Consider the following 26,603-nt stretch of genomic DNA (forward strand, 5'->3'; position numbering starts at 1 on the left):
GGCGTGTCCATGCTGAACAGGTCGCCGTTGGCCCCGGATGCCGATGGCGTCGCTGTACGTCCGGTTCGTGACGTCGGAGTCACGGTCATAGCCCCTCCTCAGGTGCTCAACAATCGCTTCAATTCACCTTTTGCCCAGCTCAAGAGGGATGACCAGCGCCAAACCCGCCGTCCTTTCCGATCCTTTGACATATCCGGACGAGCCCTTAGCAGCCCCGACCGGGCGGACTGCGGTGCTGTCGCGTTCGCCCCCATGGGCGTAATCTCAGAGGGCGTGAGGCTGGATCTGGACTTCGTCAGCGCGCACGCCGGACGGTCTCCGGCCCGCCTGACCAGGCGAGACATCGCCAGAGCTCTGCTGGCGGTCCCGAGTGGGCAGGCGCTCGTGGCGCTTCCCGACATCCGCAGGGCCATGTTCGCCGCGGGCAACCCCCTGTCCGCGCCGTTCTGGGACTCGGCCAAGGCCACCCTCGCCTCCATCGAGGCGGGCGCGGCCACGGTCGGAGACGTGCAGAGGTGGCTGGAGGCGACCGGCACCGAGCCGATCCTCATCACCCGCGCGTACTTCGTCTGGCCGGAGGAGGACGAACGCGGCCCCGTGGCCTCGGAGCTGTACGGCCTCCTCGTGGCCCACCTGGAGGACCAGGTGGCCGACGGCCGGATCGACCCCGACCGCCTCGCGTCCGGCGACGCCGAGGCCCGCGAGGCGTACGAGGACATCCAGGACCGCTGGCTGGCCTCGCCCCTGCCCGACGGCCGGGTGCCGGGCTCGGCCGTCAACGACGAGCTGGAGGAAGGTCTCTTCGCCACCTGGGACGAGGAGGAGGCGTTCGCGCTCAGCGAGCTGCGGCGGGTGCTCGCCGACCTGCCCGAGCCGTCGCTGCCCTTCGCCGAGCTGGAGGCCGCCGCGCGGCGGCTGCGCGCGGTGCTCGCCGAACCCGGCTATCCGGGCTCGGTGCTGCGGGCCTGCGCCGGCATCGACGACGGGCCGCTGCCCGAGGGCGACGCCGACCTGTGGCTGACGGTCGCGGCGGGCATCGCCTCCCCGGTCTCCGACCTGCAGGACGAGGAGGCCCATCAGTTCTGGAACCTGGAGGCCGAGCTGAGCGAGGAGGACGCCGCGCTCGCCGCCCTGTGCACGATCCACCACGCCGACTGGCTCGCCGCCGTGACGGCGCTGGCCCGGCGGGGCCCCGGCGTGCTGGCCTCGCCGGAACGCATCGCCCGGTTCGTCGCCGAGTCCGAGGACATCGACGTCGACATGGACGACCCCGAGGACCTGCGGACCACCGAGGAGCTGTTCACCTCGGTCATGCCGCTGTGGATGGGGCTCGGCATCGTGGACGAGCGGGCGATCCTCACCCCGCTCGGCTGGTGGGGGCTGCCGAAGGCGCTGGAGCTGGCCTGGTCGCCCGGCTGACGCCTCGACGGCGGGCCGGGCGCGCGAGGGCCCGTCAGCGGGCGGGCTCGGACTCCGGCGGGGCCTCGGCCACCAGGTCGGCGTACTCCTGGTGCTTCTCGATGTAGGCCGCCACGAAGGGGCAGAGCGGCACGACCCGCAGCCCGGTGTCGCGGGCCGCGTCCAGCGCCACGCGGATCAGGGCGCCGCCGAGGCCCTGGCCCTCGTACTCCTCGTCGATCTCGGTGTGCGTGAAGACCATCCGGTCCCCGCGCAGGCGGTAGTCGGCGAACCCGGCCTGCTTGCCGTCGACCCGGATCTCGTACCGCCTGGCCTCGGGGTTGTCGGCGACGTCGACCGCATGCTCCATGGACGGCTCTCCTTGACGGTGGGTCGGTGGGTCGGGGTGACGGGTCGAGCTCAGCGGGTGCCCTCGCCGGCCTGCCCGGAACCGGGGCCCTCACCCGGCTCGGACTTCGGCTCGGACTTCGGCTCGGACTTCCGCTCGGACGCCTCGTGCTTGACGAGGTCCTCCTCGCGGGGCACCTCGATCTTGGAGATCTGACGGTTCATCGACTTCACGAGCAGATACAGCGCGACGCCGATGGCGGCGACCACCAGAAAGCCGAGGAGCCCGGGCCCGACCGGGGAGGTCGGCTGGGCGACGGCCGCGAGCACGGCGAATTCAGTCACCCGTCAAGTCTGCCACCCGGGGGCCTGGCCCCTCTCAGCGGCGGGCCGGTGAGGCGTCGTCGGCCTGGATGCCGGCGAACAGGTCCTTCTCGGGGATCTCGGTGTCGACCAGCGAGCGGGCCAGGTGGTAGTCCTCGGTGGGCCAGACCTCCTGCTGGAGCTCGCGCGGGCAGACGAACCAGGAGCCGTCCGGGTCCACCTGGGTGGCGTGGGCCAGCAGCGCGAGGTCGCGGGCCTCGAAGAAGTCGCCGCAGTGGACGCGCGTGGTGACCTCCCACTTCTGCGGGCGGTCCTCCCAGCGGGAGATCCAGTCGGCGTAGGGGGAGCCGATGCCGCGGTCGTTCATGGCCTCGTGCAGCGCCTCGAACCGGGCGCGGGTGAAGCCCATGTGGTAGTAGAGCTTCAGCGGCTGCCACGGCTCGCCGAGGCCCGGGTAGCGGTCCGGGTCGCCCGCGGCCTCGAAGGCCTCCACCGACACCTTGTTGGTCATGATGTGGTCGGGGTGGGGGTAGCCGCCGTCGTCGTCGTAGGTGATGATCACGTGCGGCCTGAACGCGCGGACGGCCGCGACCAGCGGGGCCGCGGCGGTCTCCAGGGGCTGCACCGCGAAGCACCCCTCGGGCAGGGGCTCGCTCTCGTCCTCAGGAAGCCCGGAGTCCACGAAGCCAAGGAAGCTCTGCCGCACCCCGAGGATCTCGCGGGCCTTGTCCATCTCCTGGCGGCGGATCTCGGTGAGGTTCTCCAGGACGTCGGGACGGTCCATCTTGGGGTTGAGGATGGAGCCGCGTTCCCCGCCGGTGCAGGTACAGACCAGCACGTCGATGCCCTCGGAGGCGTAGCGGGCCATGGTGGCGGCCCCCTTGCTCGACTCGTCGTCGGGATGCGCGTGTACGGCCAGCAACCTCAGGGGTGCAACCACGGCTCGGTCTCCTCAAGTGTCCAGGACAGCTCTCAAGAGAGGTTAGTTTCTCTTGGGGCGACGCGGGGGGCGTCGCCCTCGCGGGGGACAATTGTCTCGTGCAACGTCGCCGGACCGCTGGGAGATTCCGTCATGGCTGAAAGAGGTGTCGGCTCGGGCGCGGACGCGCCGGTCCTGGGCACCCCTGACGCGTTTCCCGACCGTACGGGACGAAACGGGCGCGCGGGGCGGTCCGTGGTCCTCGTGATCATCGCTGTCGTCGTGGCGGCGGCGATGGGCGGCTGGGGTTATGTCATGATGACCGCCAAGGGGGACCCGGACGTGCAGAGCGAGGTGATCGCGTTCGAGGTCCAGGGGTCCGACGCGGTGACGATCACCTTCCAGACGCACAAGGCGGCCGATCGCGCGGCGGTGTGCCGCCTGCGGGCCACCGACACCGAGCACGTCGAGGTGGGCGCCAGGGACGTCTCCATCCCCGCCGGGCAGGCGGATGGGCGGTTCACCGAGCGGGTCACGACGAGCGCCCGCGCGACATCGGGCCACGTGCAGTACTGCTATCTCGTACAATGAGACTTTTGGGAAAGCGTTCGATCGGGTTAATTTGTTAGTCTCCCCCGATTCGAACGCTCGCAACTCTCACGAGTACGCAAGGAGAACCCGTGGTCGACTCCCGCGAAGAGAACGTCACCTGGTTGACGCAGGAGGCGTACGACCGTCTGAAGGCGGAGTTTGAGTATCTCTCGGGGCCCGGGCGTGTCGACATCGCCAAGAAGATCGAGGCCGCCCGCGAAGAGGGCGACCTCAAGGAGAACGGCGGTTACCACGCCGCCAAGGAGGAGCAGGGCAAGATGGAGGGCCGCATCCTCCAGCTCCGCCAGCTTCTCGACAACGCCAGGGTGGGCGAGGCCCCCCGCACCGAGGGCGTGGTCGGCCCCGGCATGACGGTGACGATCCGCTTCGCGGGCGACGACGACGAGGTCACCTTCCTGCTCGCCTCCCGTGAGGAGAGCGGCGCGCCGATCGACGTCTACTCGCCGAAGTCGCCGCTCGGTTCGGCGATCAACGGCAAGAAGATCGGCGAGAAGGCCACCTACACCATGCCCAACGGCAGGACGAACACGGTCGAGATCCTGGAGGCCGTTCCCTACATCGGCGGCTGAGCGGCGCGACCGCCGGCTCCCGCCCGTTTTCCAGGAATTCCCCCCGACTTCCCGGCCAGGCCGGGGTCTTGATCCGCCGGAGCGCCGCTCCGGCGGATCAAGACTGTTTAGGGTGAACTACGGACATCGGCGGCTGAGTCGGCAAGAATCAAACACTGACCGGTTAGCGGTAGATCACGTCGAATGGGGGAATCGTGCTCGATCGGCGACCGCGGGGCTCGTCCGTCGCCCGAGAGAGCCGCGCCGGGTTCCGTGAGCGCGTCGGCGGAGTGCTCGGCGAGGTGCGCGAAGATCTTCGTTTCCATCCCAACCTCCAGCCGGTCCGCCGCCCCCCGAGGCCCCCGCGCCTGGCGCGCAGGATCGTGCCGGTCGTCGGGCTCTTACTGGCCGCCGTCCTCGCCGCCGACCTCATGGTCTACGGCGAGCTGGTCAAAGGCGAGCCCCAGGCCGTCGCGGCCCGCGCCCCCCGCGACGCCGTCCCGAGGCGCGACGGGTACGTCGCGGCGACCGGCGAGCTGCCGGTCACGCCCACGCGGGCCGAGGTCGCGCCGCTGACCCGGGCGCACGCCCCCCACCTGTTCGTGGTCTCGCGCCGCACGCTGCCCGCCGCGGCCGTCCAGGCGGTCAACGCCTACAAGGGCGTCGAGGCCGTCGAGGTCACCGACGCCGCCGACGTGATGATGGACGGCAAGCGCGTGCAGACCATGGGCGTGAACCCCTCCACGTTCCGCGCCTTCACCCCGCGCCCCACGGCCCGGTCGGACGCCCTCTGGAACAGCGTGGCGGCGGGCGACGTCGCGGTGTCGTTCGTGCTCGGCAGCGACGGCGGCGTGAAGCTCGGCTCCACGGTCAACGGCGGCGGCCTCAAGCTGCGCGTCGGGGCGTACGCGACCATGGGCATGGGCCTGATCAACGCCGTGGTGTCGACGCAGGTGGCACGCTCGCTCGGCATCCCCGAGCGCAACGCGATGGTCGTCAGCGCCCCCGGCGTGAACCTGAACCGGCTCAGGGAGGCCATCCTGAAGGCCCTGCCCAAGGGCACCCAGGTCGCGCTCATCAACCCGGTGCTCGAACGGCCCGCCGAGGCCCGTCGCACCTGGCCCTCGGGCTCGTTCATGACGGCGGAGCAGCTCCGCGTGGCGCTCACCGCCGCCGCGGGCAAGGTCGGCCGCCCGTACGTCTGGGGCGCCGAGGGACCGGACACCTTCGACTGCTCGGGCCTCGTCCAGTGGGCCTTCGCGCAGGCCGGGGTGCGCATGCCGCGCGTCACCCACCAGCAGTGGGTGACGGGCCCGCAGATCCCGCTGTCGCAGGCCCAGCCGGGCGACCTGCTGTTCTGGCGCTCCGACCCGACCAACCCCGGCTACATCTCGCACGTCGCGATCTACTGGGGAGACGGCAAGATGCTCCAGGCGCCGCGCACCGGCGACGTCGTGAAGTTCTCGCCCGTCTCCACCAGGAACCTGGCCGGGGTGGTGCGGGTGAGCCCCGTGGTGGCCGCGCGGGTGCGCTGAGGCACTACAGGGGCATGCCCTCCTCCAGGAAGGCCAGCACCTCGTCCATCAGGGCGGGCAGCGAGACGTCCCGCCCGGAGACGACCCAGCGTTCCATGGCGGCGATCCAGGCCCCGATGACCGCGCCGGCGGCGGCGCGCACGCGAAGGTCGTCGGCGGAGCGGCCGGTGCGCTCGGCCAGCATCGAGGCCAGCGCGGCCATGGTCGCGAGCTGTCCCTCGACCTGGCGGGCGCGCAGGGCCGGGATGGACCAGATCAGCTCGATCCGGCGCCGGATCGTCCGCTCGTCGGCCTCGAAGACCTCGGTGAAGACCTCGCCCATCGCGGCCCGCATCGCGGCCAGCGGGCCGAGGGACGCGGGCTGCCGCAGGTAGGCGGCGGCGATCATGGGGTCGTAGTCGTCCCGCATGACGACGTCTTCCTTGGTGGGGAAGTAGCGGAAGAACGTGCTCGGGGAGACCTCCGCGGCCTCGGCGATCTGCTCGACGGTCGTGGCGTCGTAGCCCTGCTCGGTGAACAGCCGCAGGGCGTGTTCCTGGATGGCCTGCCGGGTCTTGGCCTTCTTGCGTTCGCGAAGACCGGCGGGCCGGTCGGCGCGCGGAGGTGAACTCATCCCCTCATTGTGGCCGGATCGGGCGCCCGCCACCGGTTTCGCGCGCACGGCGCACGGTAGCGCTCCACCGGGACGACCACCCCTTGCCGTACGCCCGTAGCGGTGTAATTTGGATTACATGGATACAGATGAGTCTGTGATCACGTCCTGGTTCACCGGCCGGCTGCCCGAGCAGTGGTTCGGCGGACGCCACGAGTTCGTCATCGACCGTGAGGAGGTCGCGGTCGTCGGCACGCTGCCGGTGCCCTCGGCCGCGGAGGGCGTCCAGGACGCCGAGCGGGCCGCGCTGCTGGACGGCCACATCCAGCGCTTCCGCGAGGAGACCCGCGAGCGGCGCATCGAGATCGCCCGCGAGGCCGAGCACCGGTTCCGCCGCAAGGTCTCCTGGGGCGTCTCCTGCGGCGACGAGACAGTGATGTTCACCACCCTTTCCGTCCCCGTCATGACCCGGCTGCGCCAGCAGGAACGACGTGTGCTGGACACGCTGGTCGCGGCGGGGGTCGCGCGCAGCCGCAGCGACGCCCTGGCGTGGTGCGTGCGTCTGGTGGGGAGCAAGACCGACACGTGGCTCGCTGACCTGCGCGATGCCCTCCAGCACGTGGACCGGGTGCGTTCCTCGGGCCCCGATCTCAATGGCTGAATTGGACTGAACCACTGCGCCGACAGGCATAGACCATTGCAATTGGCCTATACCAATGTTTGCCCCGGCCCCCTCGGGACAGTACGAGGGTCGGCCGGGGCGCGCACTTTTATCTCGGTCAGCGGCGGGTAAACTGCCCCGCATCATCGAGGCCCCTGCCTGCTGCGACGTGCGTGCCGTCGCGGCAGGCCGGAGCCACGGCGACGCTCCGAATTTATCCGGCGGAAACGAAAGTGAAATGCGTGCGACGATCTCCCCGATTTGGGGTGCTCTTGCACCTGCGTTTCACCGACTGGTCTACGCCAACTTGGATTCGCGGGCGTTCGTCGTCAATGATGTTTGGCCTGAGAGTAAGGAGCCGGCCCAGTGTCAGTTTCCATTGAAATGACCGCCCCGACGACCCATTCCGAGCTCGTCGCGTGGGTGCAGGAGATCGCCGAACTGACCCGTCCGGACCGCGTCGAGTGGTGCGACGGCTCGGAGGCCGAATGGACGCGACTGACGAACCTGCTGGTCGAGCAGGGGACCTTCACTCGCCTCGCCAAGCGCCCGAACAGTTTCCACGCGGCCTCGGACCCTTCCGACGTCGCGCGTGTCGAGGACCGCACGTTCATCTGCTCGGAGGACCCGGAGGACGCCGGGCCGACGAACAACTGGATCGCGCCCGCGGAGATGCGCGGCACCTTCGACCACCTCTTCAGCGGGTCGATGCGGGGCCGCACGATGTACGTCGTGCCCTTCTGCATGGGCCCGCTGGGCGGCGAGATCTCGCAGCTCGGCGTCGAGATCACCGACTCCCCGTACGTCGCCGTCTCCATGCGGATCATGACGCGCATGGGCGAGGCGGCGCTGCGGCTGATCGAGGAGCGCGGTGACTACGTGAAGTGCGTCCACTCGGTGGGCGCGCCGCTGCTGCCCGGCCAGCAGGACGTCCCGTGGCCGTGCAACCCGACCAAGTACATCAGCCATTTCCCCGAGTCCCGGGAGATCTGGTCGTACGGCTCGGGGTACGGCGGCAACGCGCTGCTCGGCAAGAAGTGCTACGCCCTGCGCATCGCCAGCGCGATGGCGCGCGACGAGGGCTGGCTCGCCGAGCACATGCTGATCCTCAAGCTCACCCCGCCCGCCGGGGAGACGCGCTACATCGCCGCGGCGTTCCCGTCGGCGTGCGGCAAGACCAACCTCGCGATGCTGAAGCCCACGATCCCGGGCTGGAAGGTCGAGACGGTCGGCGACGACATCGCCTGGATGCGCTTCGGCGCGGACGGCCGCCTGTACGCGATCAACCCGGAGGCCGGGTTCTTCGGCGTCGCGCCCGGCACCGGCATGTCCACCAACGCCAACGCGGTCGAGGCGCTGTGGGGCAACAGCATCTTCACCAACGTCGCGCTGACCGACGACGGCGACGTGTGGTGGGAGGGACTCACCGACGAGCCGCCGGCGCACCTGACCGACTGGCGCGGGCGCGACTGGACGCCGGCCTCGTCCGAGCCCGCCGCGCACCCGAACGCCCGCTTCACCACGCCGGCCGCCCAGGCCCCGACGATCGCCCCCGAGTGGCGCGACCCGAAGGGCGTGCCGATCTCGGCGATCCTGTTCGGCGGCCGCCGCGCGAGCGCCGTCCCGCTGGTGACCGAGTCGTTCGGCTGGCAGCACGGGGTGTTCCTCGGCGCGAACGTCGCCTCGGAGAAGACCGCCGCCGCCGAGGGCACCGTGGGCGAGCTGCGCCGCGACCCGTTCGCGATGCTGCCGTTCTGCGGCTACAACATGGGTGACTACTTCGGCCACTGGATCGAGATCGGGAAGAAGGCCGACCCCGCCAAGCTGCCGCGGCTCTACTACGTCAACTGGTTCCGCAAGGACGCCTCCGGGCGCTTCGTGTGGCCGGGGTTCGGCGAGAACATCCGCGTGCTGAAGTGGATCGTCGAGCGGCTGAACGGCCGCGCCGACGCGGTCGAGACGCCGATCGGCCTGCTCCCCGCCGACGGCGCCCTCGACCTCGACGGCCTGGACCTGACCGAGGAGGACCTCGGCACGCTGCTGTCGGTGGACCGCGAGGTGTGGCGGCAGGAGGCGGCGCTGATCCCGGGCTTCTTCGAGACGTTCGGCTCGCACCTGCCCGCCGAACTGCGTGAGGAGTACGAGGCCCTGGTACGGCGGCTCGGCTGACCCCGCGACCCCGACGGGGTCAGGCGGGTCATGTCCGAGTCGGCGCGGCCAGGTAAAGGTTTCGCCTCGTCGCGTAGATCATGGTTGACCGTGCTCGCCGGCGCCCGCGCCCGCGAGCCGGTCGCACCATGCCCGGAGAGTGCCCAGAGAGTGCCCAGAGACTGCTCAGGGACAGCCCGGAGACTGCGCAGAGACCGCGCAGAGACCGCGCGGATGTTGTGCGGATGTTGTGCGGACACCGAGAAGACGCCTTCCCGGCGCTGGCCCGTGACACAAGCTGGGGGCGGGCGAGTGCCCGGGCACGTGATAATTGCGTGTTGTCAACGTCCGGAAGCGGACGGGCGGCGAAGGGGAGGTCTCCATGGGCGCGCGCGATCTCGTGTACCGGCTGTACGAGCGCCGGCTCGAATCGAAGCTGTCCGGGAGCCAGATACCGCGCCACGTGGGCGTCATCGTCGACGGCAACCGCCGCTGGGCCAGGGCCATGGGGTTGCGCGACGTCCGCCACGGCCACCAGAAGGGCGCGGACAAGATCTCCGAGCTGCTGGTGTGGTGCCGCGAGGCCGGGGTCGAGATCGTCACGGTGTGGCTGCTGTCGAGCGACAACCTCTCCCGTCCCAAGGAAGAGCTCGACCCGCTCGTGGAGATCATCGAGGGCACGGTGCAAGGGCTGGTCGCCGGCGGCTGGCACGTCAACCCGGTGGGCGCGTTAGACCTCCTGCCGGACAGCACGGCCAGAGTCCTTAAAGATGCGAAAGAAGTAACATCGCACCGTCCTGGGCTGATTGTGAACGTGGCCGTTGGGTATGGAGGAAGGCGTGAGATCGCTGATGCGGTGCGCTCCCTCCTCCAGGAGCACGCCAGCAAGGGCGCGAGCATCGAGGAACTCGTCGAGGCCCTCGATGTGGAGCACATCGCGGAGCATCTCTACACGCGCGGCCTCCCCGACCCGGACCTCCTCATCCGCACGTCGGGAGAGCAGCGGCTCTCCGGCTTCCTGCTCTGGCAGAGCGCCCACTCGGAGTTCTACTTCTGCGAGGCCTACTGGCCCGACTTCCGCAGAGTGGACTTCCTGCGGGCCCTCCGCTCGTACGCCGCGCGCCACCGACGGTACGGCAACTGAAACGCCCGGTGAAATCCATCTATCCCCGCCCTTCACGCCGTTGGGCCGGGCGGATTCACGACGTACCGTAAACAGTAGGCAGTCCATACGGCCTACTTCGGGAGAGGGTCCGCCTTGCGTCGCCGTTCGACGAGGAGGGCCGGTATCCGGCGTCGCCTCGCGGGAGCGCGCAGCCGGGCCCGGTCCGTTCACCACCTCATCTGGCAGGGCGCTGCACTCTGGCGCCCGGGGGAGAACGCGTGGCAGTGTCCTCGACCAACCCGTCCACTGAATCCGGTAGCCCGACGCCGTCCAGGCGTACCTACATTGTGGACACCTCTGTCCTCCTGTCCGACCCGGCGGCGATGAGCCGCTTCGCCGAGCACGAAGTCGTCCTACCGATCGTCGTCATCACCGAGCTTGAGGCCAAGCGCCATCACCCGGAGCTGGGGTACTTCGCCCGCAAGGCCCTCCGCTTCCTCGACGATCTGCGGGTACGGCACGGCAGGCTGGACGAGCCCATGCCGATAGGCGAGGGCGGCACCATCAGGGTCGAGCTCAACCACAGTGACCCCGCGATCCTCCCCGCCGGGTTCCGGCTCGGCGACAACGACACCCGCATCCTCACCGTCGCCCGCACCCTCGCCGCCGAGGGCTGCGACGTCGTCCTCGTCTCCAAGGACCTCCCGATGCGGGTCAAGGCCGCCTCGATCGGCCTGACCGCGGAGGAGTACCGCGCCGACCTGGTCGTGGAGTCCGGCTGGACCGGCATGCACGAGCTGCAGGTCACCACCGACGACATCGAGAACCTCTTCGAGCACGGCACGCTGGACCACGAAGAGGCTCGCGAGCTGCCCACCCACACCGGCCTGCGCATGCTGTCGGCGCGCGGCTCCGCCCTCGGGCGCGTGCTGCCCGACAAGTCCGTGCGGCTGGTGCGCGGCGACCGCGAGGTCTTCGGCCTGCACGGCCGCTCCGCCGAGCAGCGCATCGCCCTGGACCTGCTCATGGACCCCGAGGTCGGCATCGTCTCGCTCGGCGGGCGCGCGGGCACCGGCAAGTCCGCGCTCGCGCTGTGCGCCGGCCTCGAGGCCGTCCTGGAGCGCCGCCAGCACCGCAAGGTCGTCGTCTTCCGTCCCCTGTACGCCGTCGGCGGCCAGGAGCTCGGCTACCTGCCGGGCACCGAGAACGAGAAGATGGGGCCCTGGGCGCAGGCGGTGTACGACACGCTCGGCGCGGTCACCACGCCCGAGGTGATCGAGGAGGTCCTCGACCGCGGCATGCTGGAGGTCCTTCCCCTCACGCACATCCGCGGCCGGTCGCTGCACGACGCGTTCGTCATCGTGGACGAGGCGCAGTCGCTGGAGCGCGGCGTCCTGCTGACCGTGCTGTCGCGCATCGGCGCGAACTCCCGCGTCGTGCTCACCCACGACATCGCCCAGCGCGACAACCTCAGGGTGGGCCGCCACGACGGCGTCGTGGCCGTCGTCGAGAAGCTCAAGGGCCACCCCTTGTTCGCGCACGTCACGCTCACCCGCTCGGAGCGCTCGCCCATCGCCGCCCTGGTGACCGAGATGCTGGAGGACATCACGATCTGAGCGGCGGCCCTCGTCACGGCGGAAGGTTCACGCTCGGGGCCGCCAGCCGGTGGTACTCCTTGCAGGTGTGCTCACCGAGGGCCAGCGGCCCCTTGGGCGTCGTCTGAGTGATCTTCACGGCCCAGATCTCCTCGCGCAGCCGCGCGGTGCAGGTGATCTGGGCCATCGCCGTCCTCCCCAGCGTGCCGGGACCGTTGACGATCACGTGCAGGCGCAGGCCCACGGGGTTCTCCGGGTCGTTGCGCACGCCGCTGTCCACGCCGTACCGCCCGAGCACGCTCTGCTCCAGCCGGAACCCGCGCAGCGCGGTGCCGAGCCCGTCCCCCGGCTGCCTGCCCACCTCGAACAGGGCCGTGATCAGGTCCTCGACGGCCGGCGACGCGGTGGTGACGTTCTTGGGCGCGAGCCGCCCGCCCCGCAGCAGGTAGATCGTGCCGGCCGCGCCGCGCGCGCTGATCACCGGGGCGGGGCCCGCGTCCGCCACCCGGGTCGGCTCCACCCCGCACGCCGCCGCCGCGAGGGCGCACGCCAGCGCCAGGACGGGCCCGGCCAGGCGGAGGGATCTCATGGGGCTCGCGGGTCTCACGGGTGGGGTATCCAGACGGTGAACTGCGTCCCAGGGTCGCACAGCTCCACGCGGATGGTGCCGCCGTGCAGTTCGGCGTTGGCCTTGGCGATGGCGAGGCCGAGCCCGCTGCCCTCGCTGCGCGCGCGGCCCGCGCCCACCTTGTAGAACCGCTCGAAGACGTGCGGAAGGTCCTCGCGCGGGATGCCCTTGCCGCGGTCGCGCACCTTGACCTCCAGCCCGCTGCGCAGCCGCCGCGCGGCGACGGTCACGGGCGGCGCGCCGTGGCGCAGGGCGTTGCCGACCAGGTTGGCCACGATGACGTCGAACCGGCGCGGGTCCAGCGAGAACGACAGTCCCCGCGCGTCGTCCACCCGCACCCGCCCCGTCCACCCGCGGATCTCCAGGCAGTCGGCGAGCGCCACGCCGACGTCGACGTTCTCCCTGATGAGCAGGGCGGTGCCCGAGTCCAGCCTGCTCGCCTCGATGAGGTGCTCGACCAGGACGCGCAGCCGGTCGATCTCGCGGACCACGATGTCGACGGCCTTGCCGGCGTCGGGGGGAAGGTGCTGGGCCTCCTCGGTGAGCATGTCGGTGACGGCGGTCATCGCGGTGAGCGGGGTGCGCAGCTCGTGGGAGACGTCGGCCACGAACCGCCGCGACATGGCCTCCAGGGCGCGCAGCTCCGAGACGGTCTGCTCGAGCGCCGAGGCCGTGTCGTTGAAGGTCGCGGTGAGGTCGGCCAGCTCGTCGCGGCCGTGCACGGGCAGGCGCGTGTCCAGCCGTCCGGCGCCGAGCGCCCGCGCGGCCTCGCCGAGCCTGCGCACGGGCAGCAGCACGCTGCGCGCGGACACGAGCGCGACCGTCAGCGCGATGGCCAGCGTGATCCCGGACGACTGGGCGAGCGCGGTGCGGAGGCGGACGAGGACGCCCTCCTCCTCCTTGAGGGAGACGAAGACGAAGACGGTCATGCCGGTGGGGCGGACCGCGCCCGTCCTGGTCAGCCGGTGGACCTGCGTGCCGATCAGCAGCCACGGCTCGTTCTTGATCATCAGCCGCTGGCGGACCATGCGGGTGGCCGCCTTCTGGCGCAGCTCGGCCGGCACGTCGGCGAGGCCGAGGATGGTGCCGCTGCTCAGCCGCTCGCGGTCGCCGTACCGCAGGATGACCTGCCGGTCGGGGCCGTCCAGCGACTCGGCCAGCGCGTTGAGGTCGTTCTCCGACACCGCCGAGTCGGTCGGCCACAACAGGTCGCTGGTGCCGATGGGGAGGGAGATGCGCTGCAGCACGTCGCGGACGTCCACGGTGGCGCCGTTCTCGGCCCGCTCCAGCAGCGCGCGGCGGACGAGCTGGTATCCGATGCCCGCGACCAGCGCGGAGGCGGTCACCGCCACCAGGATGAAGGTGATGACCAGCCGGACGCGCAGTCCCGTCGGGCGCCGGCGGCCGAGCCTCACGGCGGGCTGAAGCGGTATCCGAAGCCGCGCACGGTGTGGATGTACACGGGCTCCGCGGGTACGGGCTCGATCTTGGCGCGGATGCGCTGGACGCAGGCGTCCACGAGCCGGGAGTCCGCCACGTGGTTGTGGTCCCAGACCGCGCGCAGCAGGTAGCGGCGGTTGAGCACCTGGCCGGGGTGGCGGACGAGTTCGAGCAGCAGGCGCAGCTCGGTGGGCGTGAGGTGGATCTCGCGGTTGGCCAGCGTGACCTTCAGCGCGCCCCGGTCCACGACCAGGTCGCCGAAGCTGATCCGGTCGGCGGAGGCGGACTCCAGGCGGCGCAGCACGGCGCGGATGCGGGCGTCCAGCACGCGCGGCTCGACCGGCTTGACCACGTAGTCGTCGGCGCCGGCCTCGAGCCCGACCACGATGTCGAGGTCGTCGCCCCGGGCGGTGAGCAGGATGATGGGCAGCGAGTCGAGCCTGCGGATCCTGCGGCACACCTCCACGCCGTCGATGCCGGGGAGCATGACGTCGAGGATCACGATCTCCGGACGGCGGGCGCGCACGTGGTCCAGGGCCTCCTCCCCGGTCGCGTAGGCGGTGACCGAGTGTCCCTGTCGCGTGAGCGCCAGCTCCAGGCCCGTCCGTACGGAGGGGTCGTCTTCTACGAGGAGGATGCCGGCCACCCGCACATTATTGCTGAAAGTCCTTTATCCCCTTCTATGTCACGGAACTGTGACGTGGCGCCCACGGGACCCCGACACTGGCCCTGCACGCTGGGGACCGTCCGCATCGGTGCGCGCCGGCGTTCGACGTGCCCGGACCGGTGTCCTGGGGCAGGGGATCGCACGCCCGCCGTCCCCTGCCGTCCCGGGCCCGGACCGCGCGGACGTCACCCCGGGGCGCACCGCGCTCCACCGCCCTCCGGTGCGGGGATCCGGAGGGCGGGCCGCCGGGGGCCTCGTGTGACGAAAATCACACCGCCGTTGAAAAGCGCACGTTACCGGCTGGTTAGGTCATCTAACGGGCAAAAAACTTCCACGTTCCGGTTGCGGAGTACCCCCCGGGTCACGGCAAGCTCATCGCCGTGAGCTCAGGTCAGCAGGTTCGCGACAGACAGGGCAGGCGGGAGGAGCAGCCGCCCCGGCCCCCGCGCGGCCGTGCCCGCCCCAAGCGGGACGGGTCGTGGCTCACCCCCAAGCGCATCGCGGTGATCGGCCTGTCGGTCGCCGTCGTCGCCGCGCTCGGCGTGTTCACGGTCAAGACCATGAAGGAGAACGAGGCGGCCCCGAGCCAGCCGCTGTCCCTGGACGATCTGACCCGCATGGCCGACGACCCCTTCGCGCCCGACGCCGAGGCCGACGCGCTCAAGGCGTCCGCCGCGCAGGCCGCCCGCGCGCGCAACCTCAAGAGCGCGCGCGAGAAGGACGGCCCCGACTGGGACTCCGTGAAGATCGTCAAGGAGGCTCCCGGCGGCGGCGGGTTCAACCCGCAGGCGTTCCCGCCCGGCTCCAAGCCCGACCCCGGCAGCAACAAGGCCATCGGCCAGAAGATGGCCGCCGCCCGCGGCTGGGGCGGCGAATGGGGCTGCCTGGAGAAGCTCTGGGACAAGGAGAGCGGCTGGAACGAGCGGGCCATGAACCGCAGCAGCGGCGCCTACGGCATCCCGCAGGCCCTCCCCGGCAGCAAGATGGCCAGCGCGGGCGGTGACTGGCAGGTCAACCCCGCCACCCAGATCTCCTGGGGCCTCGGCTACATCGCGGCCCGCTACAAGTCGCCGTGCGGCGCCTGGGGCCACTCGCAGTCGGTGGGCTGGTACTGATCGTCGCGCGCGCGTCCTGATCCGCGCGAACTCTTGGTCAGGGTTGTTCGACGTTTCGGCAAGCCTGGCCGTCATCCGGCGGCGCCCGGCGCACGCTTGCCCACATGAGTGTGAAGGTCAGCGTGGTTGTGCCGGTATCGGAGCCCGGCCCGGACGACGACGCGTTCGACGCGTGCGTGCGTTCGCTCCTGGAGCAGTCCATGCCGTCGGACGAGTACGAGGTGATCTTCGCCGACGACCGCTCGGGCGACGGCACGCGCGAGCGCCTCGACGCCGTCGCCGCCGTGCGGCCCAACGTGCGCGTCCTGCACCTGGAGCACACCGGGACCCCGGCGCGCGGGCGCAACGTGGGCCTCGCCGTGGCCCGCGGCGAGTACGTCTACCTGCTCGGCCAGCGCGACCGCCTGGAGCGCGTGGCGCTGGAGAACATGTACCGCACGGCCGTCGAGACCGACGCCGACATCCTCATCGGCCGCGTCGTCCGCGGCGACAACCCGCCCCAGCGGGCCTTCAGCCGCAACCGCGAGCGCGCCGACGTGCTGCGCGACCGGCTGCTCGGCCTGCCCACGGCGCACAAGCTGTTCCGCCGCGCCTTCCTCGACGCCCGGGAGATCCGCTTCCCCGAGATCGAGCCCGGCCTGTCGGAGCAGGCGTTCGTCCTGCGCGCGTACCTGACCGCCAAGGTGATCGCGGTGCTCGCCGACCAGATCTGCTGCCACATCGCCCCGCCGTCGCAGGAGGCCCCCGACCCGCGCGCCTACGCCGCCGGGCTGCGGGCGATCCTCGACATCGTCGACGCCCACAGCGAGCCGGGCGACGCCAGGGAACGGCTGTACGCGCACTGGTTCCGCGCCGGCGTGCTGCGCCTGCTCGGCGGCCGTCACCTGCGCACCGACCAGAGGGGCGCGCTGTTCATCGAGCTGCGCGCCCTCACCGCGGAACGCTTTCCCGACGAGCTGGACCGCCATCTGCCGGTCCATCTCCGCGCCCGGGCCGTTCTGCTCAGGTCCGGTGACCTCGGGCGTCTGGTGGCCCTCAGCGACGCGGCCAGGGGCACCTCCGTCCGCGCGGAGCTGCGCGAGGTCGGCTGGGACGAGGACACCCTCATCATGGACCTCGCGGTCGAGCTGGTCGGCCCCGACGGCGCGCCCGTCACCTTCAAGGCCGAGGGAGACCGCCTGCACTGGACCCCGCCCGTGGCGGGCTTCGACCTGCCCGCGCCGCTCGCCGACGTCACCGACGCCGTCGAGCGCGCCCGCATGGAGGTCTACATCCGCCACCAGGACCACGGGCTGATCTTCTTCATCCCGGTCCACGGCGAGGTCTGCCGGTCCCAGGAGGGCGACCGGGTCCGCGTGTGGGCCGTGGGGCGGGCACGCCTCGACGTCGCCACGGTCGCGCTCGGCCGCCCGCTGCGCCCGGGGGAGTGGGAGGTCCACGTCCGCATGTACACCGGGGCGCAGCAGGCGCGCACCCGCGTCGCCGGCCGCCGCGGCGCGCCGCTGAGCTGTGTCGGCGTCCTGGCCGGGCGGCCGCCCAGGCTCGTCATCCCCTGCTGGTCCGAACGGCGCGAGCTCAGCGTCTGCGTGGAGCCCCGCTCGTTCGCCGACTCGATCCTCCTGGTCTCGCCCGGCGCCTCGGTCACCCACCGTGAAGGGCACGTCTTCGTCGTCCTCCCCGTCCCGTACGTCCCGCCGAGCGGCGGCCCGCCCGCCGAACTGGTGCTGCGGCAGCTCGCCGGGCGCGGCCGGGTGATCACCGTGCCCGCCCTGGTCGAGCCCGGCGTCCCCGGACGCTTCCCCGGCCAGCTCGTCGCCCACGTGCCCGTGCGGCGCCTCCCCGGCGAGGGCCACCTCGGCAACGGCCTGTGGGCGCCCCACCTGCGCGTGGACGGCCGCGAGACCGCGCTGCGCTTCACGCTGGAGATGAACAGGGGCCGGGCCAGGATCCAGGCCGCGGGCGAGCCCGGCGCGCTCGCCGTACGCCGCTCGACCCTGGGCAGGCTGCTGGCCCGACTGCCCGGCGGCAGGTACGCCGTGCGCGCCGCCCACGCCATCCAGGAGCGCTACCTGCCCACCCCGCCCGCCTCCTGACCCGCATTTCCCGCCGCGGCGGGAAAGCCGTTCGCCCTGCGTACGCCCGGTGTACTCCGGGCGCGCAAGTCGCGTTCAAGGACAGTCCAAGATCGTCACAAGACCGTGGCGGCACCGTAGCGGGTGTCCGGACGGCGACGACGCCCGAACCGGACGTACCACTGACGGACGGGGGCGACGCGGGGTGGACGGAACGCGTGCGGTGGCGGAACACGGCCAGGAGGCCGACCGCCACCTTCTGGAGGACATCGCCAGGGCGGCGCTGGCCCGCGCCGCGGGCGGCGGCGCCGCGTGGGAGGTGCGCCCCGGCACGCCGTGGACGCACGTCGCCCCGGCCGGCGCGGCCCGCCGCGAGCAGGGCTGGAAGCTGCACGTCTCGGCGACGCCGCTCTCGGCCCCCGTGGTGCTGAGCAGGGCCGCCGACGTGCTGATCCGCCATGGCAGCGCCTTCAAGTTCGCCGCCACGCTGAAGACGACCGCCATGCTGGTCGGCAGGAACTACGAGCGCGGCGGCTCCGGCAAGTTCATCACGGTCTACCCGGCCGACGACGACCTGTTCCTCACGCTGGCGGCGGAGCTGCACGACGCGGTGGCCGGTCTGCCGGGCCCGCGGATCCTCTCCGACCGGCCGTGGCGGACCGGCAGCCCGGTCCACTACCGGTACGGGGTCTTCAGCGGCGTGCGCAGGCTCACCAACGACGGCTCCTACGACGTCGCGCTGCGCGCCCCGGACGGCACGCTCGTCGCCGACCAGCGCCAGGCGTGGTTCACCCCGCCGCCCTGGGCGACCTCCCCGGTCCCCGAACCCGCGGCGGACCCCGCCGGCCGGAAGGGGAGCGCCGTGGTGCTCCTCAACGACCGGTTCGTGGTGCGCGGCGCGATCCGGCACGGCAACAAGGGCGGCGTGTACCGGGCCGAGGACCGGGTCACCGGCGGCGAGGTCATCGTCAAGGAGGCGCGCGCCCACGCCGCGGCGGCGCTGGACGGCACCGACGCCCGCGACCTGCTGCGGCACGAGGCCGCCATGCTGGACGTCCTCGCGCCGCTCGGCCTCGCCCCGCGCAAGGTCGACCTGTTCGAGCAGGGCGGCAACCTGTTCCTGGCCGAGGAGGTCGTCCCCGGGGACCAGCTGCGGCACTGGGTCGCCGGGCAGGCCGCCGCGCTCACCCGCGAGAGCGACGCGCACGCCCGCGGACTCGACCCCGGCACGGCCGCCGCCATGGCACGCAAGCTGGTCGCGCTCGTCGCCGCCGTCCACGACCGCGGCTACGTGCTGCGCGACCTCAACCCCAACAACGTGATCGTGACGCCGGACGGCGACCTGCGCCTCATCGACCTGGAGATGGTCACCGAGCCGGGCACGCCGACCGGACGCGCCTACACGCCCGGGTACGGGCCGCCCGAGGTGGTGGACGGCCAGGACACCGGGCCCGCGCCCGAACGCACCGCCGACCTGTTCTCCCTCGGCGCCACCCTTTTCCACATCGGCAGCGGGGTGGACCCCGTGCTGCCCGCCGACCTGCCCGCCGCCGAGGCCCGCCCCGCCCACGAACGGTTCGCGGTCCTGGTGGACGCGGCCGGACACGCCCACCCCGCGGTCGCGGCGCTGGCCCCGCTGATCCTGGGCCTTGTCGCCCACGACCCCGCCGACCGCTGGAGCCTGGACCGCGCCCGCGCGTTCCTGGCCGCGCCGCCGCCCCGCCACGCCGCCGCGGAGCCGCCCGGCGACAGGCTGCCCGCCGCCGCGCGGGACCTCATGCTGCGGGACGGCCTGGCGCACATCATCGCCACCCAGGCCGGGCCCGAGGCCGGACGGTTATGGCCCGCGGGGGCGTTCGGCGACACCACCGACCCGCTGAACGTCCAGTACGGCGCGGCCGGCGTGCTCGCCGTGCTCGTCCGCGCGGCGCGGGGCCGCCCGGAACCGGTGGCCCGCGGCCTGGACGACGCCATCGGCAGGCTCGCCGCCTGGATCGACGCCCGCCTGCGCGACGTCCCCCAGCTCCTGCCCGGCCTGTACTTCGGCCGCTCGGGCACCGCCTGGGCGCTGCACGAGGCCGCGCGCCACCTGGGCGACGAGCCGATGGCCGCGCGTGCCCTCCAGCTCGCCCGGGACCTGCCCGCCACCTGGCCCAACCCGGACGTCTGCCACGGCGCGGCCGGGGCCGGGCTGGCCGCGCTCGCCCTGTGGCGGGCCACCGGCGACGAAGGCTTCGCCAAGCAGGCGGCCGGCTACGCCGACGCGCTCGCCATGGCGGCCCAGCGGCGGCCGGAGGGGGTGATGTGGCAGATCCCGCGGGACTTCGACTCCGGCCTGGCCGGGCTGCTCCACTACGGCTACGCCCACGGCGTCGCGGGGATCGGCACGTTCCTGCTGCTGACGGGGACCGCGCTGGACCGCCCCGCCTACGTGGACCTGGCACGGGAGGCCGGGGACACCCTGGCCCGCGTGGCGATCGAGGACGGCGACAGCGCCTGGTGGCCGAGCGGCGAGGGCTCCCCGAAGGAGCGCCTGACCCACTGGTGCAGCGGCTCGTCCGGGGTCGGCACGTTCCTGGCCCGGCTCGGCGCGCTGACCGGCGAACGCCACCGCCTGGACCTGGCCCGGCGGGCCGCGACCGCCGTACGGCTGGCCCGCTGGCACGCCTCACCGGCCGCCTGCCACGGCCTGGCCGGCGACGCCCAGTTCCTGCTGGACATGGCCGACGCCACGGGCGATCCCGCCTACCGGGCCTGGGCCGAGGAACTGGCCACGGCCATACACGCCCGGCACGCGGTCAGGGACGGCCGGGTGGTCACGCCCGACGAGCACCACGTGGAGGTCACCCCCGGGTACAACACCGGCCTGGCCGGCACGCTCGACCTGCTGCTGCGCCTGCGGCACGGCGGCGGGCGGATGTGGGTGCCCGGGGAGGCGTGGTGAGCGCCGCGGCCGCGACGGCGGCGCCCGCGCGGATGCGGATCAGCTTCCGGTTCTCCGGCTCCGGCCGCCACGCGGCGTGCCTCACCCACGGGCCGGGCGGCGACCTCGTGCCCGAGCTGTGGACCTTCGGCGCCCGCGACCGGCAGGAGACGCTGCCCTCGGCCGAGACCGTGCGCACCCAGCCCACGGCGACCGGGGACGGGCGCGTGCTGCTGCTGCGCGCCATGGACGGCCACCACGTCCTCGGGCTGGCGGCACGGGACGGCGGGCGATGGGCCGAGCGCACGCTCGACCCGATCCCCGCGGCGGGCCTGCGGCTGCTGCCGTCCGCGGGCGGGGACGTCCACCCGCTGGGCCTCGCGGTGCGCACGACCGCGTCCGGCCTGACCACGCTGCTGCGCGTCGCCGACAGGCCGCTCGGGCTGGTCCCGGTCATGGACCTGCCGGGCCGGTTCACCACCTGCTCGTGGCTGGACGAGTCCGGCACGCTGCTCGCGGGGAACCTGGCCGTGGACGGCGCCGTCACCCCCGTCGTCGCCGACCTGGCCCGGCGGACCTGGACGCCGATCGCCGGCGAGGGCGCCCAGCTCGTGCTGGCCCGCGCCGGGCACGCCCTGGTGACCTGCCTCGAGGACGGCGCCCCCTGGCTGGCCTGGGGGCGGCCGGGCGAGACGCTGCCGCTGCCGCGTCCGGGGCGGCTGGAGGCGCTGGACGGCGCCGTGCTGCCCGTGGCCGTGGACCCGGAGGGACGGCGGCTCGCCCTCCGGGTGCACCGGGGCGCCCGCAGCACCCTGGCGATCTACACCCCCGCCGCCGACCGGGTCCGCGAGGTGCCGACGCCACCGGGCGTCCTGCACCCCGCGGCGAGCTGGTCCCGCGACGGGCTGCGCGTGGCGTGCAGCACGCCCTCGCTGCCGAGCGGCGTGATCACCGTCGACGCCGACCGGCCGGACGCGATCCGGGTCTCCGGCGGCGAGGCCGGACCCGCGGCCGAGACCGCCCACCTGGAGACCTTCCCGGGACCCGAGGGCGCGATCGAGGCCGTCGTCTACGGCGACTGGCGCTCGGACGCGCCGCTGCTCCTCGCCCTGCACGGCGGCCCCGAGTCGGCGTGGGACCTGTCGTTCGACCCGGTGTGCCAGGCCATCGCCGCGACCGGGATCACGATCGTGGCCCCCAACCAGCGGGGCAGCGTCGGCTACGGCGACGCGCACCGCGACGCCCTGCGCGGCGCGTGGGGCGTGCCCGACCTCGCCGACATCAGGCACCTGGTGCGCCTGCTGGCCCGGCGCAGGCCGGCCGGCGCGCCCGCGCCGATGCTGTACGGCGTGAGCTACGGCGCGTACCTGGCGCTGCTGGCCGCCGCTGCCGATCCCGGGCTGTGGTCGCGCTGCGCGGTGATCGCGCCGTTCCTGTCCGGGCCGCGCCTGCACGCCGAGGCGGCGGAGCAGGTCCGCGCGCTGATCGAGCGGCTCGGCGGGCAGGTCGAGCACCACGACGACCTCGGCCCGCGCGACCTGCACCGGCTCGCGCCGCGCGTCACCGCGCCCGTGCTGGTCGTCCACGGCGACCGCGATCCCGTCATCCCGGTCGGCCAGTCGCGGCGGCTGTGCGAGCGCCTGGACGCGGCCCGCGTGACGTATCTGGAGATTTCCGGCGGGGGGCATTTCCCGCCGGGCGAGACCGGCCGGGAGCGGGTCATCGACCGGCTCACCGGTTTCCTGACCGCCGACCCCGAGGAGAGGGGGTGACGACACCATGACCGTCGACGTGGACGCCCTGCAGACGCTGCGCGCCGAGGACTTCCAGGGACTCGCGAGGTGTGACTACACCTGCTGGTTCACCTGCTTCTGGACCGAGGACTGAGCCGAGCGGCCGGCCTCGGACCACAACGGCCACCGAAGGGGGAGGAGGTGACCGACCATGACCATCGACGTCGACGTCCTGCAGACGCTGCGCGCGGAGGCCCACGAGGGCCTGATGCGCTGCGAGCAGACCTGCCTGTGGACCTGCATCCAGACCGACTGCGGCTCCAGCTGCTGGATCACCGGCTGACGCCCGCCGCGGCACGTGGCCGCGGCTAGAAGACCACGATCAATCCGAACACATAGGAGGAACGCCATGACCATCGACATCGCCGCCCTGCAGGAGATGCCCGAGACCGACCCCGTGGGCCTGCGCGACTGCTGGATCACCTGTGGGTTCAGCAAGACCTGCTCGTCCACCTGCACGGTCACGGGCAGCTGACCCGACCGCGCGACCACCGTCGCGTGATCACCGTCGCCCGGTCGCGATTGATCACCACGGCGTGATCACCGTCACGGCCGCCGCCGGCTGATCGCTCTCACGGACCGGGGTTCAGATGGGCGGCGCATGCCCATCTGAACCCCTCGGCGTCATCGCACCTTACTGAAACGGACACGAGCCGCCTTAAGGGGCAACACTATGCCTTCATCCCCCGGCCCGCACGGCACCGCCCGGGCCGCCGACCGGTTGCTGGTCGCCGCCGCCCTGCGCGCCCCCGGCTGGGGGATCACCCTGGTCGTGGCCGCGGTGGGCGGCGTCGTCTGCGCCCTGCTGCTGCCCGCCGCCCTGTCCGCCGCCCTCGACGGCGTGCTCGCCGGCACCACGGCGGCGGCCTGGAACCTCGCGGCGCTGCTCACCGCGGCCGCCCTGTGCGCCGTGGCGAGCACGGTCGCGGGAGCGGCGTGCGGCGCCGCCGCGGTCTCCCACCTGCGCGTCCGCCTGCTCGGCCACGTGCTGGCCCTCGGGCCCGCCCGCGCCGCCCGCTTCGCCCCCGGAGACCTCACCAGCCGGCTGACCGCCGGCGCCGCCGAGGCCGCCCAGGCGCCCCTGGCCGTCACCGAGACCGCGCTCAAGGTGGTCTCCGCCGTCTGCGCCCTCGTCGCCCTGACCCTGCTGGACTGGCGCCTCGCGCTCACGCTGCTGGTCACGGTCCCGGTGGGGCTGATCATCGTCCGCCGGTTCATGACCCGGGCGTCCGACCTCTTCACCCGCTACCAGGAGCTCCAGGGCAGGATCGCCGCCGGCTTCGCCGAGGCCATCGGCGGCGTCCGCACCATCCGGGCCTCCGCCACCCTGCCCCGCGAGGCCGAGCGCATCCTCGCGCCCCTGCCCGAGCTCGCCGCCACCGGCCGCGCCACCTGGCGCTTCCAGCGCGACACCGCCTGGCAGGCCGGGCTGCTGCTCGCCGTCGTGGAACTGGCCGTGCTCACCGTCGCCGGCCTCGGCGTGGCGTCGGGCCGCCTGACGGCCGGCGCGCTGCTCGCCGCCACCGGCTACACCGCGCTCGTGATGTCCGTCCTCGACGAGGTGGACTCCCTGCTGGGAGTGGCCAAGGCCCGGGCGGCGGCGCGCAGGGTCGCCGACGTGCTCGCCGAACCCGCTCCCGCCCCCGGCGGACTGCCCCTGGCGCCGGGCCCGCCCGCCGTCACCTTCGAGGACGTCACGGTCACGGCCGGCGAGCGCACCGTGCTCGACGGGGTGAGCGCCGTCGTGCCCGCCGGGTCCGTCTGCGCCGTGGTCGGACGTTCCGGCGAGGGCAAGAGCCTGCTCGCGGCCCTCGCGGGCGGCCTCGCGGAGCCCGCCTCCGGCCGCGTCCTCCTGGACGGGGTCCCCGTCCAGGACATCGACCCCGGCCACCTCCGCCGCCACGTCGCCTACGCCTTCGCCCGCCCCGCCCTCCTCGGCGCCACCATCACCGACCTGATCACCTACGCCGCCCCGCAGGCCCCCGCGCCCGCCACCACGACAGACGCCGAGGCCGTCGCGGCGGGCGCGGCGCGGGTCGCCGCCGCGGACGCGTTCGTCCGCCGCCTGCCCGGCGGCTACGCCACCCCGCCCATGCGGGCGATGCTGTCCGGCGGCGAGACACAACGCCTCGGCCTCGCCAGGGCCGTCGCCCAGGACGCGCCGCTGGTCATCCTGGACGACGCCACCTCCAGCCTGGACACCGCCACCGAGGCCCAGGTGAGCGCCGCGCTCGCGAGCGCCTTCACCGGCCGCACCCAGATCGTGGTGGCCCACCGCGCCGCCACCGCCGCCCGCGCCGACCTGGTCCTGTGGCTGGAGGACGGCCACGTCCGCGCCTCGGGCCCCCACCACGAGCTGATGGCGATCCCCGCCTACCGCTCTCTCTTCCAGATCGAGGAGGCGGCATGACCGGCGTGCGCCTGCTGACCCGCCATGCCCGCGCGCACCGTGGCGCGCTGCTGCGGATGGCCGCCTGGTCGGTGGCGGAGGCGCTCCCCGCGCTGCTCACCGGACTGCTGGTCGCCCGGGCCCTGGACGCCGGGTTCCTGGCGGGCGACGTCGTGGCCGGGCTCGGGTACGTGGGGTTGCTCGCGGTGTGCCTGCTGGCCCAGGCGGCGGCCACCCGGCAGGTCATCCCTCACCTGGGAGACTTCGTCGAGCCGCTGCGCGACACCACCGTCGCCGCCGTGCTGACCGGCGCGCTCGGCCGCGCCGTCCACGCCGCCCACCACCCGGACACCACCGCGATCGCCCAGCTCACCAAGCAGACCGAGCAACTGCGCGGCCTCACCTCCGGCCTGCTGCGCACCGTGCGCCCCCTGGCCGTCCAGCTCGTCATGGCCCTGGCCGGGCTCACCGTGCTCAACGGCCGCCTCGGCATGCTCGCCGCGCCGCCCATCCTGTTCGCCCTCGGTCTGTTCGCCTGGTCCCTGCCCGCGCTGGCCCGCCGCCAGCAGGCGCTGCTGAGCGCCGACGAGGAGATCGCCGGCGCCTGCGGCGCCTACTTCGCCGGCCTGCGGGACGTCACCGCGTGCGGCGCCGAGAGCCGCGCCGCCGCGCACGCCGCCACGCTCATCGACCGGCAGGCCAGGGCCACCCGGGCGCTGGCGTGGGCGGGCGCCGTCCGCACCATCGTGATCGCGGTCGGCGGCCACGTGCCCGTCGTGCTGGCCCTGCTGGCCGCGCCCGAATGGATCCGCGAGGGCCGGCTCACCGCGGGCGAGGTCGCCGGAGCGGTGACGTACCTGGTCACCGTCCTTCTCCCGGCCCTGCGCTCGGCGGTCGGCCTGATCGGCTCATGGGGCGTGCAGTTCGCCGCCCTGCTCGACCGTCTGGGCGCGACCATGGCCCCCCCGGAGCCGTCTCTCCCCGAAAACTCCTCGCCGCCCGTCCTGGAGACGCCCGGGCCGGCCGTTTCCCCGGGGTCGTGGCGGAGGTCCGAGCGGCCGGCCGGTGCGGTCGTGGAGCTCCGGGACGTGACGTTCGCCTACGGGCCCGGCGCCGAGCCGGTGATCGACGGGCTGAGCCTGCGCGTGGAGGCGGGGAGCCGCCTGGCCGTGGTCGGCCCGAGCGGTATCGGCAAGTCGACGCTGGCCGACCTGATCGCCGGACTGCGCTCCCCGCTCGCCGGGCGCGTCCGCCTGACCACGGACGTCGCCCTGATCCCGCAGGAGGCGTACGTGTTCACCGGGACGCTCGGTGACAACCTGCGCTACCTGCGCCCCGGGGCGAGCGACGACGACCTGCGCGCGGCCGTGAAGGCCGTGGGCATGGAGGCCCTGGCCGCGCGGCTGGGCGGCCCGGACGGGCACCTCGACCCCGCGGCGCTGTCGGCGGGGGAGCGGCAGCTCGTCAGCCTGGCCCGGGTTCATCTGTCGCCCGCCCGGCTGGTGATCCTGGACGAGGCCACCTGCCATCTCGACCCCGTCGCCGAAGCCCGCGCCGAATCCGCGTTCGCCACGCGCCCCGGCACCACGCTGATCGTCATCGCCCACCGGATGACCTCCGCGCTGCGTGCGGACCGGGTGCTGGTGCTGGACGGCACGAAGGCGGCACTGGGCACCCACGACGAGCTGGTGGCCTCATCCCCGCTGTACGCGGAACTCACCGGCCGCACGCCGGCGCTCGGCGCCCCCGTCCCCGCCAGGACGGCGGCCACGACCTGAGTCCACGGTCGTG

General features: G+C 73.1%; 24 protein-coding genes. 17 read left to right on the forward strand and 7 right to left on the reverse strand.

What is annotated here, in order from left to right:
- Positions 1 to 273: 273 nt before the first annotated feature.
- Positions 274 to 1,419: a hypothetical protein gene (locus tag BJ981_RS15300; RefSeq protein WP_239139495.1), complete on the forward strand. Its 1,146-nt coding sequence runs from the start codon at positions 274 to 276 to the stop codon at positions 1,417 to 1,419.
- 34 nt (positions 1,420 to 1,453) lie between these two features.
- On the opposite strand, the gene BJ981_RS15305 is transcribed toward BJ981_RS15300, so the two are convergent.
- Genes BJ981_RS15305 through mca form a run of 3 tightly spaced genes read right to left on the reverse strand, consistent with a single transcriptional unit; the run spans position 1,454 to position 3,010 of the window.
- The gene (locus BJ981_RS15305) at positions 1,454 to 1,768 is read right to left on the reverse strand and encodes a GNAT family N-acetyltransferase (protein ID WP_184611940.1); all 315 of its coding nucleotides are present in this window, start codon (positions 1,766 to 1,768) and stop codon (positions 1,454 to 1,456) included.
- Between the two features lie 50 nt (positions 1,769 to 1,818).
- Positions 1,819 to 2,091, reverse strand: a complete 273-nt coding sequence (locus tag BJ981_RS15310; RefSeq protein ID WP_184611942.1) for a hypothetical protein — start codon at positions 2,089 to 2,091, stop codon at positions 1,819 to 1,821.
- A gap of 34 nt (positions 2,092 to 2,125) precedes the next feature.
- Positions 2,126 to 3,010, reverse strand: a complete 885-nt coding sequence (gene mca / locus BJ981_RS15315) for a mycothiol conjugate amidase Mca (RefSeq protein WP_184611944.1) — start codon at positions 3,008 to 3,010, stop codon at positions 2,126 to 2,128.
- A 132-nt stretch (positions 3,011 to 3,142) separates the two neighbouring features.
- On the opposite strand from mca, the gene BJ981_RS15320 reads away from it, so the two are divergent.
- The 3 genes from BJ981_RS15320 to BJ981_RS15330 all read left to right on the forward strand — a co-directional run bounded on the left by BJ981_RS15320 (position 3,143) and on the right by BJ981_RS15330 (position 5,684).
- Positions 3,143 to 3,580 (forward strand): DUF4307 domain-containing protein, encoded by a 438-nt coding sequence (locus BJ981_RS15320; protein WP_184611946.1) that lies wholly within the window; start codon positions 3,143 to 3,145, stop codon positions 3,578 to 3,580.
- 89 nt (positions 3,581 to 3,669) lie between these two features.
- On the forward strand, positions 3,670 to 4,170 hold the full coding sequence (gene greA / locus BJ981_RS15325) for a transcription elongation factor GreA (protein ID WP_184611948.1): 501 nt from the start codon (positions 3,670 to 3,672) through the stop codon (positions 4,168 to 4,170).
- Between the two features lie 194 nt (positions 4,171 to 4,364).
- The gene (locus tag BJ981_RS15330) at positions 4,365 to 5,684 is read left to right on the forward strand and encodes a C40 family peptidase (RefSeq protein ID WP_239139494.1); all 1,320 of its coding nucleotides are present in this window, start codon (positions 4,365 to 4,367) and stop codon (positions 5,682 to 5,684) included.
- A gap of 4 nt (positions 5,685 to 5,688) precedes the next feature.
- Here the strand turns inward: BJ981_RS15330 and BJ981_RS15335 are convergent, their stop codons facing one another.
- Positions 5,689 to 6,297, reverse strand: a complete 609-nt coding sequence (locus tag BJ981_RS15335; protein WP_184611950.1) for an acyl-CoA-like ligand-binding transcription factor — start codon at positions 6,295 to 6,297, stop codon at positions 5,689 to 5,691.
- Positions 6,298 to 6,433: 136 nt separating this feature from the next.
- Here BJ981_RS15335 and abmR point away from each other — a divergent pair, with 136 nt between their 5' ends.
- From abmR to phoH2, 4 genes are all read left to right on the forward strand, one after another.
- The gene (abmR, locus tag BJ981_RS15340) at positions 6,434 to 6,937 is read left to right on the forward strand and encodes an ATP-binding transcription factor AbmR (RefSeq protein WP_239139493.1); all 504 of its coding nucleotides are present in this window, start codon (positions 6,434 to 6,436) and stop codon (positions 6,935 to 6,937) included.
- Positions 6,938 to 7,321: 384 nt separating this feature from the next.
- Positions 7,322 to 9,106, forward strand: a complete 1,785-nt coding sequence (locus BJ981_RS15345; protein ID WP_184611954.1) for a phosphoenolpyruvate carboxykinase (GTP) — start codon at positions 7,322 to 7,324, stop codon at positions 9,104 to 9,106.
- A 361-nt stretch (positions 9,107 to 9,467) separates the two neighbouring features.
- Positions 9,468 to 10,229, forward strand: coding sequence for an isoprenyl transferase (locus tag BJ981_RS15350; RefSeq protein WP_184611956.1), 762 nt, complete (start codon positions 9,468 to 9,470; stop codon positions 10,227 to 10,229).
- Positions 10,230 to 10,534: 305 nt separating this feature from the next.
- Positions 10,535 to 11,806, forward strand: coding sequence for an RNA 5'-3' helicase PhoH2 (gene phoH2 / locus BJ981_RS15355; RefSeq protein WP_204070500.1), 1,272 nt, complete (start codon positions 10,535 to 10,537; stop codon positions 11,804 to 11,806).
- Between the two features lie 13 nt (positions 11,807 to 11,819).
- Here the strand turns inward: phoH2 and BJ981_RS15360 are convergent, their stop codons facing one another.
- Genes BJ981_RS15360 through BJ981_RS15370 form a run of 3 tightly spaced genes read right to left on the reverse strand, consistent with a single transcriptional unit; the run spans position 11,820 to position 14,499 of the window.
- Positions 11,820 to 12,374 (reverse strand): hypothetical protein, encoded by a 555-nt coding sequence (locus BJ981_RS15360; RefSeq protein WP_184611958.1) that lies wholly within the window; start codon positions 12,372 to 12,374, stop codon positions 11,820 to 11,822.
- 14 nt (positions 12,375 to 12,388) lie between these two features.
- Positions 12,389 to 13,828, reverse strand: coding sequence for a sensor histidine kinase (locus BJ981_RS15365; RefSeq protein ID WP_184611960.1), 1,440 nt, complete (start codon positions 13,826 to 13,828; stop codon positions 12,389 to 12,391).
- Positions 13,825 to 14,499 (reverse strand): response regulator, encoded by a 675-nt coding sequence (locus tag BJ981_RS15370; RefSeq protein ID WP_184611963.1) that lies wholly within the window; start codon positions 14,497 to 14,499, stop codon positions 13,825 to 13,827. The genes BJ981_RS15365 and BJ981_RS15370 overlap by 4 nt, the downstream gene beginning before the upstream one ends.
- Positions 14,500 to 14,900: 401 nt before the next feature.
- Here BJ981_RS15370 and BJ981_RS38170 point away from each other — a divergent pair, with 401 nt between their 5' ends.
- The 9 genes from BJ981_RS38170 to BJ981_RS15400 all read left to right on the forward strand — a co-directional run bounded on the left by BJ981_RS38170 (position 14,901) and on the right by BJ981_RS15400 (position 26,590).
- Entirely contained in the window at positions 14,901 to 15,635 is a 735-nt protein-coding gene (locus BJ981_RS38170) for an aggregation-promoting factor C-terminal-like domain-containing protein (RefSeq protein WP_239139492.1), read from the forward strand.
- Positions 15,636 to 15,739: 104 nt separating this feature from the next.
- Entirely contained in the window at positions 15,740 to 17,728 is a 1,989-nt protein-coding gene (locus BJ981_RS15380; protein WP_184611965.1) for a glycosyltransferase family 2 protein, read from the forward strand.
- Between the two features lie 184 nt (positions 17,729 to 17,912).
- Entirely contained in the window at positions 17,913 to 20,651 is a 2,739-nt protein-coding gene (lanL, locus tag BJ981_RS15385; protein WP_184611967.1) for a class IV lanthionine synthetase LanL, read from the forward strand.
- A complete protein-coding gene (locus tag BJ981_RS15390; RefSeq protein ID WP_184611969.1) occupies positions 20,648 to 22,402 on the forward strand; it encodes an alpha/beta hydrolase family protein in 1,755 nt (584 codons plus the stop codon). The genes lanL and BJ981_RS15390 overlap by 4 nt, the downstream gene beginning before the upstream one ends.
- A gap of 7 nt (positions 22,403 to 22,409) precedes the next feature.
- Complete coding sequence (locus BJ981_RS37495; RefSeq protein ID WP_203959180.1) at positions 22,410 to 22,517, forward strand: ALQxL family class IV lanthipeptide; 108 nt, start codon at positions 22,410 to 22,412, stop codon at positions 22,515 to 22,517.
- A 57-nt stretch (positions 22,518 to 22,574) separates the two neighbouring features.
- Positions 22,575 to 22,706 (forward strand): hypothetical protein, encoded by a 132-nt coding sequence (locus BJ981_RS38175; protein ID WP_260324647.1) that lies wholly within the window; start codon positions 22,575 to 22,577, stop codon positions 22,704 to 22,706.
- Positions 22,707 to 22,772: 66 nt separating this feature from the next.
- Positions 22,773 to 22,898 carry a hypothetical protein gene (locus BJ981_RS38180; RefSeq protein WP_260324648.1) on the forward strand — a complete coding sequence of 42 codons (126 nt, stop codon included), beginning with the start codon at positions 22,773 to 22,775 and terminating at the stop codon, positions 22,896 to 22,898.
- A 198-nt stretch (positions 22,899 to 23,096) separates the two neighbouring features.
- Complete coding sequence (locus BJ981_RS15395; protein ID WP_184611972.1) at positions 23,097 to 24,833, forward strand: ATP-binding cassette domain-containing protein; 1,737 nt, start codon at positions 23,097 to 23,099, stop codon at positions 24,831 to 24,833.
- Positions 24,830 to 26,590 (forward strand): ABC transporter ATP-binding protein, encoded by a 1,761-nt coding sequence (locus BJ981_RS15400; protein WP_184611974.1) that lies wholly within the window; start codon positions 24,830 to 24,832, stop codon positions 26,588 to 26,590. The genes BJ981_RS15395 and BJ981_RS15400 overlap by 4 nt, the downstream gene beginning before the upstream one ends.
- Positions 26,591 to 26,603 lie beyond the last annotated feature (13 nt).

This window comes from Sphaerisporangium krabiense (assembly GCF_014200435.1).
In the GTDB taxonomy this organism is placed as follows: domain Bacteria; phylum Actinomycetota; class Actinomycetes; order Streptosporangiales; family Streptosporangiaceae; genus Sphaerisporangium; species Sphaerisporangium krabiense.